Below are 18,032 nucleotides of genomic sequence, written 5' to 3' on the forward strand. Positions count from 1 at the left end.
CCTACTTGCCCTTCTCCTCGGTGGTGGTCCCGCCGCCGCCCTTCTTGGACTTCTTCTCCTTCTTGGGCAGGACGAGCTCTCCGGCGTAGAAGCCGCAGTGCGGGCAGACGCAGTGCGGCGCGCGGGTCTTTCCGCAGTGGGAGCAGGCGCTCAGTCCGCCGAGCTCCAGCTTCCAGTTCGCGGAGCGGCGGGAATCGCGGCGGGAACGTGTGTGCTTGCGTTTAGGGTTCGGCATGGCGTTTCTCCTCTTTCTTGACGACGGGGTTCTTGAGCGCGGCGAAAGGGGACGGCGTCTCGACTCGGCAGGCGCACGGCGCGGCGTTGAGGTTCTGGCCGCACTGCGGGCAGAGACCGCGGCAGTCCTCCCGGCAGAGGGAGCGGGGAGGGACCTCGAGGAGGACGGCCTGCCGGACGTCGTCGGCGACGTCGAGCTCCCCCTCCTTGAGCGGGTAGGTCTCCTCGATGGCGCAGTCGTAGTCGAGGCGGTGCTCGCAGAGGCAGCGGCTGCACGTGAGGATCCACGCGCCGCGCGCGCGGACCTCGAGGAGGACGTCCTCGCCGCCGAGGGAGAGCTCGACCTCGAGGCGCAGCGTCCCCTCGGGACGCGTGCCGGGGAGCCGCCGGTCGATGAAGGTCTCGGCGTCGAGCTCGAGCTCCGAGCGCAGGCCGCCGTCCTCGCGCAGGCGCGAGATGTCGAAGCGGAGGGGCTCGCTCACGGGAGGCTGACCTTCTCGCGGATGAAGTACGGCCGCCGCTCGCGCAGGTCGTAGTAGACGCGGATGAGGATCTCGGCGAGCAGCCCCATGAGCAGGAGCTGGATGCCCGCGAGCCCGAAGAAGATGGAGACCAGGAAGAGCGGCTGGTCCTTGACGAAGATGCCGAGGTGGAACTTCTTATAGAGCGTCTCGAGCGCCAGGAGGCCGCCGAGGGCCATCATCAGGAGCCCGCCGCCGCCGAAGAGGTAGATGGGCTTGGTGATGTACTCGTCCATGAACTTGACGGTCATGAGGTCGAGCACGACCTTGAAGGTGCGCATGAGCCCGTACTTGGAGACTCCCCGCGTGCGGGGGCGGTGGTTCACCTCCATCTCGACGATGCGGGCGCCCATGAAGCCCGCGTAGGCCGGGATGAAGCGGTGCATCTCTCCGTAGAGCTTGAGGCCCTTCAGGAAGCGGGCGCGGTAGAGCTTGAGGGTGCAGCCGTAGTCGTGGAGGCGCACGCCGGTGACGCGCGAGATGACCCAGTTGGCGGCCCAGGACGGGATCTTCCGCGAGAGGAGCGCGTCCTGGCGGCGGCGGCGCCAGCCGCTGACCGCGTCGCAGTCCTCGCCGAGGCGCGCGAGCATCGCGGGGATGTCGGCGGGGTCGTTCTGCAGGTCGGAGTCGAGGAAGGCGATGACCTCTCCGCGGGCATGGTCGATGCCGGCGGCCATCGCCGCCGTCTGGCCGAAGTTCGTCGCCAGGCGCACGACCCGAAAGCGCGGTTCCCGGGCGGCGAGGCCGCGCAGGAGTTCGAAGGACCGGTCGCGGGAGCCGTCGTCCACGAAGACCGCTTCGTAATCGAGGGAGGAAAGGGCCTCCCCGAGCTGTCGGGCGAGCTCCGGGAGGTTCTCCTCCTCGTTGTAAACGGGGATGACGAGGCTCAAAAGCGGCATGGGAATGAAGATTAAACACTTTCCGACGGAGACTGTAAAGTTGGCGCTTTAAGGAATGAGGGGGCCGGCGGGGCGTGAACGGGGCTTCAGCGGGCGGGCCGGAGGCCCTTTTCGGAGAGAAGGAGGCGGTAGAGCTCCTCCTGTGAGCGGACCATCCCGTCGATGTCGAACTCGGGGCCGATCGCCGCCGCGGCGGCCGAGCCCAGGCGGGCCGCCAGCTCCGCATCGCGCAGGAGGCGGAGGATGCCCTCGCCGAGCGCCCCGCTGTCGCCGGGTGCGGCGAGCAGGCCGGTGCGGCCGTTCTCGAGGAGATCGGTCACGCCGTCGGTCGCGTAGCAGACGCAGGGCTTGGCGCTCTTCATGGCCTCGACGAGGGCGCGGGGCAGGCCTTCCCAGAGGGAGCTCAGGGCGAAGACGTCGGCGGCGGCGAGCAGCGCGGGGACGTCGCGGCGCCAGCCGGGAAGGAGGAAGCGGCCGCAGAGGCCCCGGGCGCGGATCGCGGCTTCGAGCTCCCCCCGCTGGGGACCGTCGCCGACGAGCGCGAAGGCGGCCGCGGGCTCCTCGGCGAGCACGCGCTCGGCCGCGCGGAGCAGGTCGAAGGGGTTCTTCTGCGGCTTCAGGTTCCCGACGCTCAGCACGAGGCGCGCGCCCGGCGCGAGGCCGAGGCCCGCCTTCACCGCCGCGGGGTCGGCGGCCGCCGGGAAGTCCGCGAGGCGCACGCCGCTGCGGATGAGGACCCGGCGCGCGCTCTCCCCGAGGCCGAGGCGCTCGGCGTCGCGCATGTTCGAGCGCGAGACGAAGACCAGCCGGTCGGCGAGTCCCGCGCACAGGCGCTCGGCGCCGAGGTAGAGGGCCCGCACGGGGGCCGACTGGCGGTCGTGGAAGCCGAAGCCGTGGAAGGTGTGGACGACGACGGGGATCCCGGCGAGCCGCGCGGCCAGGCGGCCCAGGACGCCGGCCTTCGAGGAGTGGGTGTGGAGCACGTCGGGGCGCTCGGCCTCGAGCAGGGAGCGCAGCTGCAGGAGCGCGGCGAGGTCGCGCGCCGGCGAGAGCTCCCGCACGAGGGAAGGCACGAAGCGCACGCGCACGCCGGGCTCGAGGCCGCGGGCCTCCGGATCGAGGATCCCCCCCCGCCCGCAGGCGAGGATGGGCTCGAACTCCGAGCGCTCGAGATGGGCGACGGTGTGGAGGGTGTTGCGCTGCGCGCCTCCGAGGTCGAGGCGCGTGACGAGGTGGAGCACGCGGACGCGGCGGCTCATTTGCGCTTGTGCCGCTTCTTCCGCGGTTCCTGGTGCCAGGCGCCCGTCGAGGTCGAGACGCTCTTCGGAGAGAACGCCGGGTGGCGTCCTTTGGCCGCGGGCGCGAGGACGCGCACGGGGCGCGGAGCCGGCGGCGGAGGCGGCTCCTTGAAGCCCGGCAGGGTCGCGCCGGGGAAATAGAACTTGAGGATCTCCCAGAAGCGGCGTCCCAGGTGCGCCTGTCCGACCGCGCCGGTCAGGCAGAGTCCGCGGCCGTGTCCGGTCCCGGCGCCCCAGACCAGCACGCGCCGGAGATCCTTTCCGTCGTAGATCGGCTGGAGGGAGAAGATGTTGGAGCGCAGCGAGCCCGGAGAGAGGAGGTCGGCGACGGCGCGCTCTCCCTCGAAGCGCGCGCTGGCGCGGGCGCCGACGACCTCGACGGCCTGGACCCGTCCGGTGCCCGAGCGGCGCAGCACGCGCACGGCCTGCAGCGGCCCCAGCGGCTTGGCGCGCTCCGCGCGCTCGCGCAGCAGCTCGGCGTCGAAGACGCGGAGCCAGCGGCTCCAGATCGCGGGCGCCAGGGCGGAGGCCTCGTCGTACTGCCCGTCGTCCGGGAAGGAGTGGAGGAAGCGCTCGAACTCGACCGGCGAGCGCGGGGTCCGGCGGGGCTCGGCGCGGTCCTGGACGCCGCCCTCGGTGCCGCCTCCGCAGGCGAGATGGAACTCCGGCGCCCCCCCGGGGGCGAGGAGGGCGACGCCCTGCGTCGAACGAGCGCCCTTTGCGGCGGCGGCGGACTCGGCGGTGAGTCCCTCGTAAGCGAGGCCCTGGACGGAGTCTCCCAGGTGGACGCGCTCGGGGGTCTCGGGCGCGCGGGCCATCAGGGCGGAGACGCGCGTGCGCATGAGGACGGCCAGGGTCCGGTACGCCTCCTCCGGGCTCTTCTCGGGGAGCTGGCGCCCGATCACCGCGGGGAGGTACTGCTCGAGAGGGACCTCGTCGACGATGTGGAAGCCGTTCGGGGTCGGGATGACCTCGACGGAGCCGCGCAGCTCGCGGTCGCCGGCGTCCTGTCCCTGCAGGTCTCCGAGCTCGGGGTTCTTGATCAGGATCGTGCCCCACTCGGCGTCGCGCTCGAAGCGGAAGGGCTGCTTCGTGACGTAGCGCAGGTTCCCCGAGGTGTCGCGCAGCTCGATGACGCGGTTGTCGGGCTTGAAGATGACCTCCCACTGGATCATCGGCCGCACGCGGTCGACCTCGGTGCCGATCTTCAGGTCGAGGAGGCGGAAGCCGGCGCTCCCCATCACGTAGAAGTGGGTGAGGTGGGCCGGGCGGCCGCGGGAGTCGGTGAACATCATCACGCGCACGGGCGGGCTCGCCGCGGAGGACTTCTCGGCGGGGAGGTCGCTCTCGTTGGGTTCGCGCATGAGCGGGCGCGCGAGGCGGCGCAGCGGCATCGCGTCGGTGGGACGGCGCTCGAGGAAGGAAAGGATCTTGTCGCTGCGTTCGCGCGCCTTCTTGTCCGCGGGGTCGAGGTCGAGCGCGAGCTTGTAGGCCTGCCACGCGGCCTGGCCCTGGCCCGTCTTCTCGTACGCCTCGGCGAGGTCCCGCGCCGCGTCCGCCTGCTGCGGGTCCTGGGAGAGGGCCATCGTCAGGAACGGGATCGCCTGGGCCCAGCGGCGCTGGCGCATGGTGATGCGGCCGAGCTCGAGCGCCGCGGCCGGGGCGAGATAGGGGCTGCGCGCGAGCGCGGCCTGCAGGGGGGCGTACGCGTTCTTGAGGTCGCCGTCGAGGGACTCCGCCAGCCCGAGGCCGAAGTCCGCCTCGGCGGAGGTCGGCGCGGCGGTGGAGACCTTCAGCGAACTCCGGAACGCGTCGCGCGCGTCCTTCATCTGCCCGAGCGCGAGGTACGCCCAGGCGCGCTGGTTCCAGAGGAAGGCGTCGGTCGGAGCGAGCAGCGTGGCCTTCACCCAGAAGGCCAGGGCCTGGTCGGGGCGGGCGTCGTCGCGGTAGGTCAGGGCGAGGTTCGAGTCGTGCTGCGCGTCGGTGGCCCCGATGGTCTCGAGGTAGCGGTAGCCGCTCGAGGCGCGCTCATAGCGGCCGTCGAGGAAGTCGGCGTAGGCCGCGCGGTAGACGTCCTCGGCCTCGTTGGCGCGGGCCTCGCGCGCGGCCGGGAACAGGAGCGCGACGAAGAGGAGCGCGGAGGTCATCGCGGGGCCTTGCCCTTGCGCCGGCTCGCGCGCGCGGGCTTCGCGCGGAGGGAGGACTGCTCGGCGTAGTCGGGCTCGTCCTCTGCGGCGGGCACGAGGCGCTCGCGCTTGCGGGGGATGCGGACCTCGATGAGGTTCAGCAGCATGTTCGCGTCGCGGAAGCGGCCCGCCTCGGCGAGGGAGCGCGCGCGGTCGAGCTTCCCGCGCAGGACGGAGACCGAGAGGCCTTGACCCTCCGCGGCTTCGAGGAGCCCGGTGACGCGGCGGAAGACCGACTCGAACTCCGCGCGGCGGACGCGGAGCATGTCCGCTTCGACGGCGGAACTCAGGGGAGAGGGAGCGGCGGGAGGCGCGGGGTAGAGGCGGCGGTCGATCGCGGTGCGGATGTCCCAGCTGAAAAAGCTCAGAATCCAGAGCAGGCCCGCGAGGGCCAGGACCGTCGAGCCCAGCGTGAGGACCTTTCTCATGCGTGCGGTTGGAAGAAAAACATTTTCCAGGGAATCTCCGCAAGGGAGAGTCCCCTCCCTACTCCGGCTGCTTGGGGATGCCGGGGAGGAGCAGCTCGTCGAGCGTGAGCTCCTCCTTCGACTTCTGCGGGGCGGCCGCTTTGCGGCCCTTCTTCGGGGCGGGCTTCGCGGCTTCCGGCGCCGGGGAGGACTTGGCGGGCTCTCCCTTGAGGCCGCCCGGGAGGGAGTCGTCTGCGCCGTCTCCGAGCGCTTCCTCGAGAGGGTCCCTCGCCGCGGGCTTCGCCTGCGCGCTCCGGCGCGGAGCCGGGGAGTGCGCGTCCTCGGGAGGCAGGAGGGTTTCCTCGAACTCCTCCTTGTCCGGCAGGGCCGCCGACTTGCGGGCGGGCCGGGCGGGCTTGGAGTCTTCGAGGGAGGAGTCCATGAGCATCGCTCCGAGCGGGTCCTGGAGGAGCTCGTCCTTCGGCGCGGCCTTCTTCGCCTTCGCGGGCTTGGCGGCGGGCCCGGCGGCCTTCTTCGCCTTCGCCGGCTTGGGCGCCGCGGAGGGCGGCAGCACGTCCGCGTCGAGGAGCGCCTGCGAGGCCGGGTCCAATCCGCGGACCTCTTTGCTCTCGATGAGGACGACGAAGCGGTAGAGCGGGGTCTTCGAGTCGGTGCGCCGGTCGTAGAAGTTCACCTGATGGCGTCCGGCGTCGAGCCGGTCCACGGTCCAGGGAGAGAGCCCGGGCTCGGGGTTCGGTCCCTCGAGGCGGACCGCGAGGCTGCGCGGGGAGCCGGGGGCGTGCACGGCCTTCACGAGCTCGACGGCCTCCTGCGTGCGGTCGGGGAGCCCCATCTGAGCGGTCTGCTCTCCCGCCGGGGGCGCGTCCGTCGGCAGCACGGCCTCGGGAGCGGGCGCCTTCTTCACTCCGAGCAGGGGATCGAGCAAGCCGAGGTTGTAAGCCGCTCCGGCGGCGAGGGCTCCGAGGATGAGGACGGCGACGGCCACGAGCTTCCCTTTCGACGCCTTCTTGGGCGCAGCGGCGATGAGATCCGAGACCTGTTCCGCGGATTCGGCGGCCTCCTTAATAGGCGCGGGCGTCGGGATGGGGGTCGGCGCGGGGGCTGCGGTCATCGGCGAGGGCGCCTCGGCGGCGGGGCCCCCGAAGAGGGGCGGCGGCTCCATGACGGGCGCGGCGCCGAGCGGCGGAACCTCCCCGAGCTTCGGGGCGGCGTCGAGCGCGGAGACCTTCTCGAGCGGCGGGAGCTTGGAAAGGGGCGGCATGCCGAGCGGCAGCGGCGCCGGGACCGGCGCCGGGACCTGCGCGGCGAGGACCGCCTCCTTCTGGCGGCGGTCGACGTCATCGAGCTGCTTCTTGATGTCGTCCTGAGCGGTCTGCAGCCGCTGCTTGATCTCCTCGAGGGCCTGCGCCTGCGCGGACTGCGCCTGGGCGACGGCGCGCTCGTCTTCCTGCGTCTTGGAGATCTCCTTCTTGAGCTCGTCGGTCGTCTCCCGTTCGCTCTGCTGAGAGCGCGCGAGCTCGTCCTTGAGCGCCTCGGCCGCGGCGAGGCGGCTTTCGACCTGCTCGAGCTTCCCCTTGAGGGAGGCCGACTCCTGCTCCTTGAGCTCGAGACCGACCTTGAGGTCGGCGGTCTCGGCGTCGCGGGCGCGGAGGTCTTCTTGAAGCTGGGTGAGCACGCTCTCGAGGAGGCTGACTTTCTCCTGGAGCGAGCCGAGCACGGCGAGATCGCGCAGCGTGGGCTCGGGCGGGAGGAAGCCGCCGCTGTCCCCGCTGAGCACGGACGCCGGGATCTTCGCGGCGCGCAGGAGCGTCTCGGCGAGTTCGGCCACGACGCCGGCTCGCGCCCAGTCGCCCATCTGCGTCCCCTTGCGGCCTTCGGGACAGACGAGCGATTCCGCCGAGAAGCCCGGCTGCTGGGCGAGCTCCTCGCGGTCGTGGGGTCCGACGACTTGGTTGTTCTGGAACAGCCAGTATTTCATGGCGATTTGGCCTTTCGGCTCTTCACCGAGTATAACATGGGCTCCGCGGTTTTCAATGACGAGGCTGTTACGCGATTTCGAAGAAACGATGAAGGGGCGCGGGCGCTCGAATGCGCCCGCGCCCCCCACCCTCTGTCGCGTCCCGCCCTCCGGTCGGGAGGTTTCGTCCCGGCGCAGCGCCGGGACATTGCCCCGAGCGCCTTCGAAGCGCTCGGCGCTCCCCATGGCGGGGGCTCTGCCCCCGCCTCTGGCGCCTCGGGCCGCTCGCGCGGCCCAGGATGGCTGTCACCACCCCCGAAGCGGTGTGGCGGGAGAGGGGTGTGATAGCGCGGGGTGTTTTCAAGAACGGAATCTCATTTGCTATAATAACGGCGGTCGGGCTATTAGCTCAATGGTAGAGCAGGCGCCTCTTAAGCGCAAGGTTACAGGTTCGAGTCCTGTATGGCCCACACTCTCGAAGGACTCCCCGGCCGCCGCGACCCTCGCGGCGGCCGCGGTTTTTTCCCCACCCCGAAAAAGCTAGAATACCCACAGACGGAGGGGGCGCTCGTCTCCCGAGCGTCTCTTTCTTTATATAAGGCGGCGGCATGAGCCGCCGCACCGCTCCGGGGGAGGTTACAGTGCGGCACCGCCAGAAAAGCACGGGTGCCGACACGCCAGAGGAGGGGGCAGAGCCCCCTCCTGTGGGGAGGACCGGGCCGAGTGCTTTATTCCTCTCTCGGCCCGGCGCAATGTCCCGGCCTCGACGGGGCCGGGACGAAAGCGCCCCGCCAGGAAGGCGGGGGCCGACAAGCGGGCGGGTGGCGGAACGGCAGACGCGCACGGCTTAGGACCGTGTGCCGAAAGGCATGGGGGTTCAAGTCCCCCCCCGCCCAAGATTCGACGGACAGACGGAGCGGAAGGAGGCTAGGATGGCGGAACAGAAGACGGACCTGAAGATCTCGGTGAAGAAACTCAAGGAGGAGGGCTGCGCGCTCTCCTACGAAGTGACGCTGCCGCGCGAGCGCTTCGATGCCTCCGTACAGGAGGCCTTCGTCCGCATACAGGCCCGTGCCCGCATCCCGGGCTTCCGTCCCGGAAAGGCCCCCATGGACGTCGTCCGCCGGCAGTTCTCGTCGCAGGCGAAGGCCGACGCGGCCGACGGGCTCATCCAGCTCGCGGTGCCCGAGGCCCTGCGCTCCGCCGGCGCCCAGCCGCTCGTGCCCCCTTCGATCGGCCACGTGCACGCCGAGGAGGGCAAGCCCTTCGTCTTCACCCTCGAGCTCGAGGTCGCCCCGAAGTTCGACGCCAAGGGCTACAAGGGCCTCGCGCTCACCCGCAAGAAGTACGCGGTCACCGACGAGGAGGTCGGCAAGCGCCTCCAGCAGCTGCAGGAAGGGAACGCGCGGCTCGAGGTGAGCCCCGCCGCGGCGCTCGAGAAGACGCACTACGCCGTCGTCGACTACGAGATGCTGCGCGCCGGCAAGGCGCTGCCCGGTGCGAAGGGCAAGCAGGAGCTCGTGGACATGTCGGCGCAGCAGAGCGTGGAGGGCCTCGTCGAGGGGCTCCTCGGCGCGAAGCGCGGCGAGTCCCGCGAGTTCCCCGTGAAGATCTCCACGCAGGAGGCCGTCGGCCGCGTGAGCGTCTCCGAGATCAAGGAGAAGAAGCTCCCCGTCCTCGACGACGAGTTCGCCAAGGACATGGGCTTCGACGCCCTCGACGCGCTGAAGGCCAAGCTGCGCGAGCTGGCCGCCGCCGAGAACGAGGAGCGTACGGAGCGCGAGCTCGTGCAGCAGATCGACCAGGCGCTGCTCGCCGCCAACAAGTTCCCCGTCCCCCCCACGCTCGCCGAGCACCAGCTCGAGCAGACGATGCACCGCGTCCTGCGGCGCCTGGGCATGCGCGGGCTCCCCGAGGCGGAGACGGCCAAGCTCCGCGAGAAGCTCCGCTCCCAGTCCGAGGACGAGGTGCGGCTCTCCTTCGTGCTCGAGGCGGTCGCGCGGCAGGAGAAGATCTCCGTCGGCGACGAGGACTTCCAGAAGGAGCTCGACAAGAACCTGGCGCAGGCGGAGAGCGAGGAGCAGAAGAAGGACGTCCAGGAGTTCTTCTCGCAGCGAAAGGACGGGATCCTCTCCTCGCTGAAGGACCGCAAGGTCCTCGAGTTCGTGCGGGGAAGCGCGAAGATCACGGAGGCCGCGGGGTGACGACGGCCGTCGCGGGCCTCGGCGACGCGGCGCTGCGGGCGCTCGTCTCTCTCCTCGACGACGAGGACGAGGCGTCCCGCGCGCTCGTCTGCGCGCGCCTGCGCGAGCTCCTGCGCGACGAGCCGGAGCGCCTGCGCGCCTGCGCCGCGGGGATCGCCGGCGAGGCCGGCGTCCGCTTCGCCGAACTCGAGCTCGAGTGCGCCTTCGAGGGCCTCGACGCGCGCTGGCGCGCTCTCTGCGCGAGCCCCGAGGCCGGGCTCGACCTCGAGGCCGGCCTCGGACTCCTCTGCGCCTACGCGGAGCCGGGGCTCCCCCCGGGGAAGGTCGGGAGCATGCTCGACGCGCTCGCCGAGGAGATGAAGTGGGCCCGCACGCCGCGCGCGGAGCCGCTCTCCGTGCTGCACCGCTACAACGACTTCCTCTTCCTGCAGTGCGGCTTCCAGCCCGACGCGGCCGACCCTCATCATCCCGACAACGCGCGGCTCGACCGGACCCTCGAGCGCCGGCGCGGCTCGCCGCTGATGCTCGTAGCGCTCTACGCGCTCGTCGCCCGGCGGCTCGGCCTCGCCGTGAGCGCCGTCACGCTGCCGGGCCGCGCCCTCGCCCTCTTCGAGACCGGGCGCCAGCGCTTCTTCATCGACCCCTCCCGGGGCGGGCGCGTCCTCACCGCCGCCGAGTGCGAGGAGGAGGCCGCGCGGGGCGGGCCGCGCCTTCAGTCCTGGCAGCTCCTTCCCGCCTCTCCGCGCGCCCTGCTCTCCCGCGCGGCTCTGGCCCTCGTCCACGCCTATGCGCGCACGGGCGACCGCGTGCGCGCCGAACGCCTCTCCGCCTGCCAGCGCCTCCTCGCCTCCTGAGTCCCCCGCCGTGCGGAACGTACGGCGCGGTTCGAGCATGGGCTCGAACGCGAACCCCTTCGCATAGACCCAAAAGCGCCGGTCCCATGAGACGTTCTCATCATGTCGGAGCCGGCCTGACGCGCTAGACTATCCACAGCAGCGTGGCGCGCTCAAGCGTCCGCTCGGGGGTAGAGAGATGAAGAGTTCCTTCGGAAGGATGTTCGGCACCATCGTCGCGCTCGGCGTCGTATCGGTCGGCTGGGCCGTCGAGTCCCATGCCAATGCGGATGCGTCGTACTTCGACACTACGGCGAAGGCCGGCAAAACGGACGGCGGCGGGATCCTTTCCGCTCTCATCCGCTCGGCCGAAGGCAACGGAACGGTTGCCGCAGCCTCCTCTGAGAAGCGCGCAGCGCAGGCTCTTGAGGATGCCGGAGCGGTCGCGATCCAAGATGCAGGCGCGATCATTCTTGCGGACAAGGTCGGTTGTGCCGTTGATGCTCTCGATCCGGTCCTTTGTCCTGAGAAAGCGCCGAAGCCTGTCGCGCCGGCGCCGGCGGCGTCGAAGAAGAAGGGGAAGAGCGACGCGCAGAAGCAGCAGGAACAGTCGGAGGAGGAGAAGTCTAAGGCTGCTCAGCAGAAGAGTCAGGAGAACTTCGATAGCCTGGACTGCGAGTACGGCAAGACGAAAGCGCTGTCGAGCGTCGATGCGGACGGCGTCAGGCATTACAAGTGCTACTGAGATAGCCGGCGACGAACGGCTGAAGGCCGGCTGGACCAGACGCTTCACGGGCGAAGGGCCCTATCGAGTTCCTCGATGGGGCCCTTCCATTCCCGTAAGGCGGACGCGCAGAGACGGGGGCTTTCCCCCCCTGACGGCGTCCCCCTCTTTTTATATACTCCTGCTACCATGATCATCCCCACGATACTCGAGCGTTGGAACCAGGGTTCCGCCATCGGCTACGACATCTACTCGCGGCTCCTGAAGGACCGCATCATCTTCGTCGGCGGGGAAGAGGGCGCCGTCACCACCGATTCCGCCAACCTCCTCATCGCGCAGATGCTCTACCTCGACGCCGAGGACAGCGAGAAGGACATCAACCTCTACATCAACTCCCCCGGCGGCATGGTCACGGCCGGCCTCGCCGTCTACGATACGATGCAGTACATCAAGTCGCCGGTGACCACCATCTGCGTGGGCATGGCGATGTCCTTCGGCGCGGTCCTCCTCGCCGCCGGGACGCCCGGCCGCCGCTTCATCCTCCCCTACGCCCGCGTCATGATCCACCAGCCGCTCATCTACGGCGGGATCTCCGGACAGGCGACGGACATCACCATCGAGGCCAAGGAGCTCGAGCAGACCAAGGCCCGCCTCGCGAGGATCCTCGCCAAGCACACCGGACAGACCGAGCAGAAGCTGGGCGAGGACATGGAGAGGAACTACTACCTGTCGGCGGCCGAGGCGAAGGAGTACGGCATCGTCGACGAGATCATCCGCGCCGTCAAGTGAGCGCCGAAGCCCTTCCCGAGCGCCCCGCGCGGCTCCCCCTCCTCGTCGTCCGCGACGTCGTCGTCTTCCCGCACATGTCCGTGCCGCTCTCCGTCGGCCGCGAGAAGTCGATCCGCGCGCTCGAGGCGGCGAACTCCGCGACCGGCCGCCTCGTGGCCGTGGCCACCCAGCGGCAGGCCTCCACCGAGGACCCCGGCGTCGCCGACCTCTACGGGACGGCGGCGGTCGCCGAGGTCTCTCAGTTCCTGCGCATGCCCGACGGCACCCTGAAGGTCTTCCTGCAGGGGCTCTGGCGCGCCGAGCTCGTCGACCCCGTCCTCGGCTCCGGCGGCCACTGGGAGACCGCGTTGCGCTACCCGGAGAAGCCCTGCGCGAAGGACCCCGAGGTCGAGGCGCTCATGCGGCGGGTCGTCGGGCTCTACGAGGCCCTCTCCCGACAGACGCGCCGGGCGGCCCCCGAGGCCGCGGCCGCGCTGCGCGCGATCGCCGACCCCTCCCGCCTCGCCGACACGGTCGCGGCGAACGCGGTCGTGAAGCTCGCCGAGCGCCAAGCCCTCCTCGAGCTCCTCGACCCCCGCCGTCGTCTCGAGCGGCTCGTCGAGCTGCTCGAAGCGGAGGCCGAGATCCTCGGCATCGAGAAGCGCATCCACACCCGCGTGCGCTCCCAGATCCAGAAGACGCAGAAGGAGTACTACCTGACGGAGCAGATGAAGGCGATCCAGAAGGAGCTCCGCCAGAAGGACGACTTCCAGAAGGAGATCGACGACCTCCGCGAGCGCGTCGTGAAGGCGCGCATGCCGGCGGCCGCCTGCGAGGCGGCCCTCAAGGAGCTCGGGCGCCTCGAGAAGATGGCGCCCTTCTCCCCGGAGTCCACGGTCTGCCGCACCTATCTCGACTGGCTGACCGGCCTGCCCTGGTCCAAGCGCACGCGCGACAGCCTCGACCTCGAGCGCGCGGCCCGCATCCTCGACGAGGACCACTACGGTCTCGACAAGGCGAAAGAGCGCATCCTCGAGTACCTCGCGGTCTGCCGCCTCACCAAGAAGCTCCAGGGTCCGATCCTCTGCTTCGTCGGCCCGCCCGGCGTGGGCAAGACCTCCATCGGACGCTCCATCGCGCGGGCGGTCGGGCGCCGCTTCGCCCGGCTCGCGCTCGGCGGGGTCCGCGACGAGGCGGAGATCCGCGGGCACCGACGCACCTACATCGGTTCCATGCCGGGACGCATCATCCAGGCCATGCGCAAGGCCAAGAGCCGCAACCCCGTCTTCCTGCTCGACGAGGTCGACAAGATGGGGATGGATTGGCGCGGAGACCCCGCCGCCGCCCTGCTCGAGGTCCTCGACCCGGCCCAGAACTCCACCTTCACCGACCATTACCTCGACCTCGAGTTCGACCTCTCCGCCACGATGTTCATCTGCACGGCGAACACCCTCGACGGCATCCCGGCCGCGCTGCAGGACCGCCTCGAGATCATCCGCTTCCCCGGCTATACGCAGAAGGAGAAGATCCTCATCGCCAAGGGCTTCCTCCTGCCCAAGGCCCTGGAGTCGCACGGCCTCAAGCCCGGCCAGCTGAAGGTCGAGGACGGCGCGCTCGAGCGCATGATCCAGGAATACACCCGGGAGGCGGGCGTGCGCAGCCTCGAGCGGGAGATCGCGGGGCTCTGCCGGAAGTCCGCGCGCCGCGTCGTGGAGAAAGGCGCTTCGACCGTCGTCGTGCGCGCCGCGGACCTCCCCGGGCTCCTCGGCGTCCCCAGGTTCCCCCCCGAGGACGGCTCGCACAACGCCGTGGGCGTCTCCACCGGCCTGGCCTGGACGGAGGTCGGAGGCACCCTGCTCGCCATCGAGGTGCTCTCCTATCCCGGCAAGGGCGAGATCGTCCTGACCGGGAAGCTCGGAGTCGTCATGCAGGAGTCCGCGAAGGCGGCTCTCTCCTGGGTCCGCTCCGTCTCCGACCGCCTCGGCGTACCGGCCGCGGTCTTCAAGACGAGCGGCTTCCACGTGCACGTCCCCGAAGGCGCCGTCCCCAAGGACGGCCCTTCCGCGGGCGTCGCCATCGCGACCGCGCTGGCCAGCCACCTCACCGGGCGCGCGGTCCGAGCGGGCGTCGCCATGACCGGCGAGCTCACGCTGCGCGGGCGCGTGCTGCCCATCGGGGGCCTCAAGGAGAAGGTCCTCGCCGCGCACCGCTGCGGCATCCGCACGGTGCTCTATCCCGACCAGAACCGCAAGGACCTCGAGGAGATCCCGGCGGACGTCCGCGAGGCGCTGGAGATGGTCCCCGTCTCCCGCATCGAGCAGGTCCTCGAGGCCGCGCTCGAGCCCGCGTCCGCGCGGCCCCAGCCCCTGCGCGCGCCGATCGCGGGCTTCCCCGCCGCCGCGCCGCACGAGCGGCCCTCCGCCACCGCATGAACCCCCAGGAGAAAGCCATGTACGACATCCTTCTGCTCACGCCGGGCCCGACGCCGCTGCCGCTCACGGTGCGCGCGGCCCTCGAGCGCCCCATCCTCCACCACCGCACCGACGAGTTCGGCATCGTCTTCCGCGAGCTGCTCGCGGGGCTCCAGGACGTCTACCGGACGAAGAACAAGGTCCTGGTGATGACCTGCTCGGGCACGGGCGCCATGGAGTCCTCGGTCGTCAACCTCCTCTCCCCCGGCGACCGGGCGCTCGTGCACTCGACGGGCGCCTTCGGAGACCGCTTCGCCGAGATCCTGCGCGCGCACGGCCTCGAGCCGGTCGTCCTCTCCGAGGAGTGGGGTCATGCGGCCGACCCCGAGCGCCTGCGCAAGGCCCTGCGCTCCGAGAAGGGCCTGAAGGCGTGCTTCTTCCAGCACACGGACACCTCGACGGGCATCGTCAACGACCTCAAGGCCCTCTCCGCGGCGGTGCGGGAGGGCTCCGACGCCCTCGTCGTCGTCGACGCCGTCTCCGGGCTCGCCGCCGAGGAGCTCGAGACCGACGCCTGGGGCCTCGACGCCGTGCTCTCCGCCTCGCAGAAGGGCCTCATGTGCCCGCCCGGCCTCGCGTACGCCGCCCTCTCGCCGCGCGCGCTGAAGGCCTGCGCCGCCGCGAAGCTGCCGCGCTTCTACTTCGACTGGCGCACGATGCTCAAGTCGATCGACAAGGCGGAGACCCCCTACACCCCCTGCGTGCCGGTCATCGTCGCGCAGGTCGAGGCGCTGCGCCTCATCCGCGAGGAGGGCCTCGAGAACGTCTGGAAGCGGACGGCGGAGCTCGCCGCGTACGCGCGCAAGGAGCTCTCCGGCATGGGCCTGCGCCTCTTCGCCCGCGACGCATCGGACATCCTCACGGCCGCCTGGCTTCCCGAGGGCACCGACGGCCGCGCGCTCCTGCGCGCGATGCGCACGGAGGACCGGATCTGCTTCGGCGGCGGGCAGGAGAAGCTCGCCGGGAAGATCGTCCGCGTGGCCCACATGGGCGCGATCACCCGCGCCGACCTCGACCGGGGTCTCGCCGTCCTGCGCCGGAGGCTCGCGAAGGCCCATGCCTAAGGCAACTCCCGCTCCCGTCGTCCCCGACGCGCCGCCGATCTCGCCGCTCGCGTTCGAGACGGTCACCAAGACGTACGTGCGCTCCCACCTCGGACGCAGGACCTACTCCCGCGGCGTGGGCGGGCTCCACTTTTCGCTCGTCGAAGGAGAGGTCTTCGGTCTCCTGGGCTTGAACGGGCAGGGAAAGACCACCACGATGAAGCTCGCGCTGGGCCTGCTGCGGCCGACGGTCGGCCGCGTCCGGGTCTACGACCGCGACCCGGAGGACCCCGAGGCCCTCGCGCAGATGGGCTATCTTCCCGAGCTCCCGTACTTCTACCCTTATCTCTCCCCCCGCGAGGCGCTGACCTTCTACGCGCGACTCTCCCGGGTCCCCTCCAAGGGCCTCGGCCAGCGCGTGAAGGACGCGCTCGCCGACGTGGGGCTGCTCGCCGCCGCCGACCGCAAGGCGCGCGAGTTCTCGAAAGGCATGCTCCAGCGCCTCGGTCTGGCCCAGGCGATGCTCCACCGCCCGAAGCTCTACGTCCTCGACGAGCCCGCCAGCGGCCTCGATCCTCTCGCGGTGCACGACATCCGCGAGCTGCTCGCCTCGCTGAACCGGCAGGGCGCGACGATCCTTCTCTCCTCGCACAGCATCTCGGAGGTCGAGAAGCTCTGCCACCGCGTCGGCATCCTCGTCGAGGGCCGCCTTGCGCGCATCCTCGGCGCGGCCGACTGGGCCGACGAGGGGCTCGAGAAGCTCTTCATCGAGACGGTCCTGCCGAAGGACGCCGGGAGGCGCGCGTGAACGACTTCCTCCTGCTGGCCCGACACTCCTTCCGCGAACAGCTGCGCAGCCGCTTCTTCCTCGTCACCCTCATCTTCGGGGGGCTGCTCGTCTACATGAGTCTCCTCCTCGGCGTCCTCGCCGCCGACCAGGAGCTGCGCGTCCTCCTCGACTTCGGACTCGCCGCCATCGAGCTCCTCACGACCGCGGCCGTCGCCTTCGCCGCGGCCAGCGCCCTGCTCCGGGAGATGGAGACGAAGACGCTCTATCTGATCCTCTCGCGCCCGGTCCCGCGCACCGCCTACATCGCCGGAGGCTGGGCGGGCCTGGTCGCCTCCGCGTTCTGCGCCGTCCTGCTCATGGGCGGCCTCCACGTCGCGCTCATGACGAGCAAGGGCTGGCACTGGGAGAACGCCTACGCGGTCGCGCTGCTCGGCATCCTCCTGAAGACCTCGCTGACGGCCTCGCTGGCCTCCCTGCTGTCCCTGGTCTCGACCTCGACGGTCTCGGGGCTGCTCATGACCGCGGTCGCGTGGACGCTCGGCCACTTCACCTCGGAGATGCGCGGGCTCCTCGCGCGCGACGCCCTCCGGGCGAAGACGATGGGAGCGCTCGTCTACCTCGTCCCCGACCTCGAGCGCCTGAACTTCCGGGACCGGCTCGGCGGCGCTCCCGAGCCCCTGTTCTGGGCCTGTCTCTACGCGGCGCTCTACAGCGCGGTCTGCCTGGGACTGACGACGGCCCTCTTCCGCCGCCGGGAGTTCTGATGGAGGAGCGGGGCTTCGCGCGCTCGGCGGCCGCGTCGGCGCTCTCCGTCGTCGCCGCGCTCGCGCTCATCGCCGCGCTCAACGCCGGCGTCTCACGGGTCTCCCCGGAGGCGGCGCTCCCGGCGGTCGCGGAGCTGCGCTCCGCGCCCGAGGACCTGGTGCGCGACGCGAGCATGCTCGTCATGGGCATGCGCCGCCTCGCCGCGGACCTCACCTTCGTGCAGCTCATCCTCTACTACGGCTCGCCCGACAGCCGCGGGGAGGAGGATCCCGCGGAGCACGGCCGCCCGGGGCACGCGCACCGGGACTTCGCCGCGGGAGCGTACGCCGAGCTCCTGGCGCGCGTGCGCCGCGTGCTCGCGCTCGACCCCCGCTTCGAGTACGCGGCGTTCCACGTCGCCGGCGCGCTGGCGTTCAACCAGAACCGGCCGGACGAGGCCCTCGTCCTCCTCGAGGAGGCGCGCGGGCGACGTCCGGAGAACTGGCGCTACGCCGCCTACATCGCCGCGATCGGCTTCCATAAGAAGGGCGACGCGGAGAGCGTCCTGAAGGCTCTGGCGCAGTCCCTCGCCGAGCCCGACTGCCCGACGATGGTGCGGCACATGGCCGCCTATCTCAACGAGAAGGCCGGTCACCGCGTCGAGGCGGCGTCCCTCTACCGGGAGCTCCTCGCCTCCCGCGACGAGAACTACCACGAGATCGCGCGGCGCGGCCTGCGCCGCCTCGGCGCCCTTTAAGAGCGAACGCTCGTTCAGCTACCTGGGCCCCCCGGCCCAGCGCGGCATGGGTCGATTAATCTCGGCCTCCGGGGTCCCTCGGCCCATACGCGCGGACGGCGGCGGGGTTAAACTCCTCCTATAGATGTTGACGCTCGACAACCGCGGACGTTGAGCGTCATCAAGCGCAAGGGAG

At 70.8% G+C, this 18,032-nt stretch carries 16 protein-coding genes and 2 tRNA genes; 11 read left to right on the forward strand and 7 right to left on the reverse strand.

Annotated features, from left to right (window positions below):
* Window position 1: 1 nt before the first annotated feature.
* The 7 genes from rpmF to WC969_03330 form a co-directional block, all read right to left on the reverse strand.
* A complete protein-coding gene (rpmF, locus tag WC969_03300) occupies window positions 2-235 on the reverse strand; it encodes a 50S ribosomal protein L32 (GenBank protein MFA6028863.1) in 234 nt (77 codons plus the stop codon).
* Entirely contained in the window at window positions 222-716 is a 495-nt protein-coding gene (locus WC969_03305) for a DUF177 domain-containing protein (GenBank protein MFA6028864.1), read from the reverse strand. Before WC969_03305 ends, rpmF begins: the two co-directional genes overlap by 14 nt.
* Window positions 713-1,654, reverse strand: coding sequence for a glycosyltransferase family 2 protein (locus WC969_03310; GenBank protein ID MFA6028865.1), 942 nt, complete (start codon window positions 1,652-1,654; stop codon window positions 713-715). Before WC969_03310 ends, WC969_03305 begins: the two co-directional genes overlap by 4 nt.
* A gap of 86 nt (window positions 1,655-1,740) precedes the next feature.
* Window positions 1,741-2,913 carry a glycosyltransferase family 4 protein gene (locus tag WC969_03315; protein MFA6028866.1) on the reverse strand — a complete coding sequence of 391 codons (1,173 nt, stop codon included), beginning with the start codon at window positions 2,911-2,913 and terminating at the stop codon, window positions 1,741-1,743.
* Window positions 2,910-5,099, reverse strand: coding sequence for a SpoIID/LytB domain-containing protein (locus WC969_03320; protein MFA6028867.1), 2,190 nt, complete (start codon window positions 5,097-5,099; stop codon window positions 2,910-2,912). The genes WC969_03315 and WC969_03320 overlap by 4 nt, the downstream gene beginning before the upstream one ends.
* Window positions 5,096-5,566: a hypothetical protein gene (locus tag WC969_03325; protein MFA6028868.1), complete on the reverse strand. Its 471-nt coding sequence runs from the start codon at window positions 5,564-5,566 to the stop codon at window positions 5,096-5,098. The genes WC969_03320 and WC969_03325 overlap by 4 nt, the downstream gene beginning before the upstream one ends.
* A 58-nt stretch (window positions 5,567-5,624) precedes the next feature.
* The gene (locus tag WC969_03330) at window positions 5,625-7,544 is read right to left on the reverse strand and encodes a hypothetical protein (protein MFA6028869.1); all 1,920 of its coding nucleotides are present in this window, start codon (window positions 7,542-7,544) and stop codon (window positions 5,625-5,627) included.
* A 377-nt stretch (window positions 7,545-7,921) separates the two neighbouring features.
* Here WC969_03330 and WC969_03335 point away from each other — a divergent pair.
* The 11 genes from WC969_03335 to WC969_03385 all read left to right on the forward strand — a co-directional run bounded on the left by WC969_03335 (window position 7,922) and on the right by WC969_03385 (window position 17,857).
* Window positions 7,922-7,993 (forward strand) — tRNA-Lys (locus WC969_03335).
* 345 nt (window positions 7,994-8,338) lie between these two features.
* Window positions 8,339-8,419: transfer RNA gene (locus WC969_03340), tRNA-Leu, on the forward strand.
* 36 nt (window positions 8,420-8,455) lie between these two features.
* Window positions 8,456-9,727, forward strand: coding sequence for a trigger factor (gene tig / locus WC969_03345; GenBank protein MFA6028870.1), 1,272 nt, complete (start codon window positions 8,456-8,458; stop codon window positions 9,725-9,727).
* Window positions 9,724-10,581, forward strand: a complete 858-nt coding sequence (locus WC969_03350) for a transglutaminase family protein (GenBank protein MFA6028871.1) — start codon at window positions 9,724-9,726, stop codon at window positions 10,579-10,581. The genes tig and WC969_03350 overlap by 4 nt, the downstream gene beginning before the upstream one ends.
* 178 nt (window positions 10,582-10,759) lie before the next feature.
* Entirely contained in the window at window positions 10,760-11,305 is a 546-nt protein-coding gene (locus WC969_03355; protein ID MFA6028872.1) for a hypothetical protein, read from the forward strand.
* Between the two features lie 168 nt (window positions 11,306-11,473).
* The gene (locus WC969_03360; GenBank protein MFA6028873.1) at window positions 11,474-12,073 is read left to right on the forward strand and encodes an ATP-dependent Clp protease proteolytic subunit; all 600 of its coding nucleotides are present in this window, start codon (window positions 11,474-11,476) and stop codon (window positions 12,071-12,073) included.
* Window positions 12,070-14,484 (forward strand): endopeptidase La, encoded by a 2,415-nt coding sequence (gene lon, locus WC969_03365; GenBank protein ID MFA6028874.1) that lies wholly within the window; start codon window positions 12,070-12,072, stop codon window positions 14,482-14,484. The genes WC969_03360 and lon overlap by 4 nt, the downstream gene beginning before the upstream one ends.
* A 17-nt stretch (window positions 14,485-14,501) precedes the next feature.
* Window positions 14,502-15,587: an alanine--glyoxylate aminotransferase family protein gene (locus WC969_03370; GenBank protein ID MFA6028875.1), complete on the forward strand. Its 1,086-nt coding sequence runs from the start codon at window positions 14,502-14,504 to the stop codon at window positions 15,585-15,587.
* Window positions 15,580-16,374 (forward strand): ABC transporter ATP-binding protein, encoded by a 795-nt coding sequence (locus WC969_03375; protein MFA6028876.1) that lies wholly within the window; start codon window positions 15,580-15,582, stop codon window positions 16,372-16,374. Before WC969_03370 ends, WC969_03375 begins: the two co-directional genes overlap by 8 nt.
* Window positions 16,371-17,120 carry an ABC transporter permease subunit gene (locus WC969_03380; protein ID MFA6028877.1) on the forward strand — a complete coding sequence of 250 codons (750 nt, stop codon included), beginning with the start codon at window positions 16,371-16,373 and terminating at the stop codon, window positions 17,118-17,120. The genes WC969_03375 and WC969_03380 overlap by 4 nt, the downstream gene beginning before the upstream one ends.
* Window positions 17,120-17,857: a hypothetical protein gene (locus tag WC969_03385; protein ID MFA6028878.1), complete on the forward strand. Its 738-nt coding sequence runs from the start codon at window positions 17,120-17,122 to the stop codon at window positions 17,855-17,857. Before WC969_03380 ends, WC969_03385 begins: the two co-directional genes overlap by 1 nt.
* The last annotated feature ends 175 nt before the right edge of the window (window positions 17,858-18,032 follow it).

The organism is Elusimicrobiota bacterium, from assembly GCA_041660925.1.
Lineage (GTDB): Bacteria > Elusimicrobiota > Elusimicrobia > UBA1565 > UBA1565 > JBAZUV01.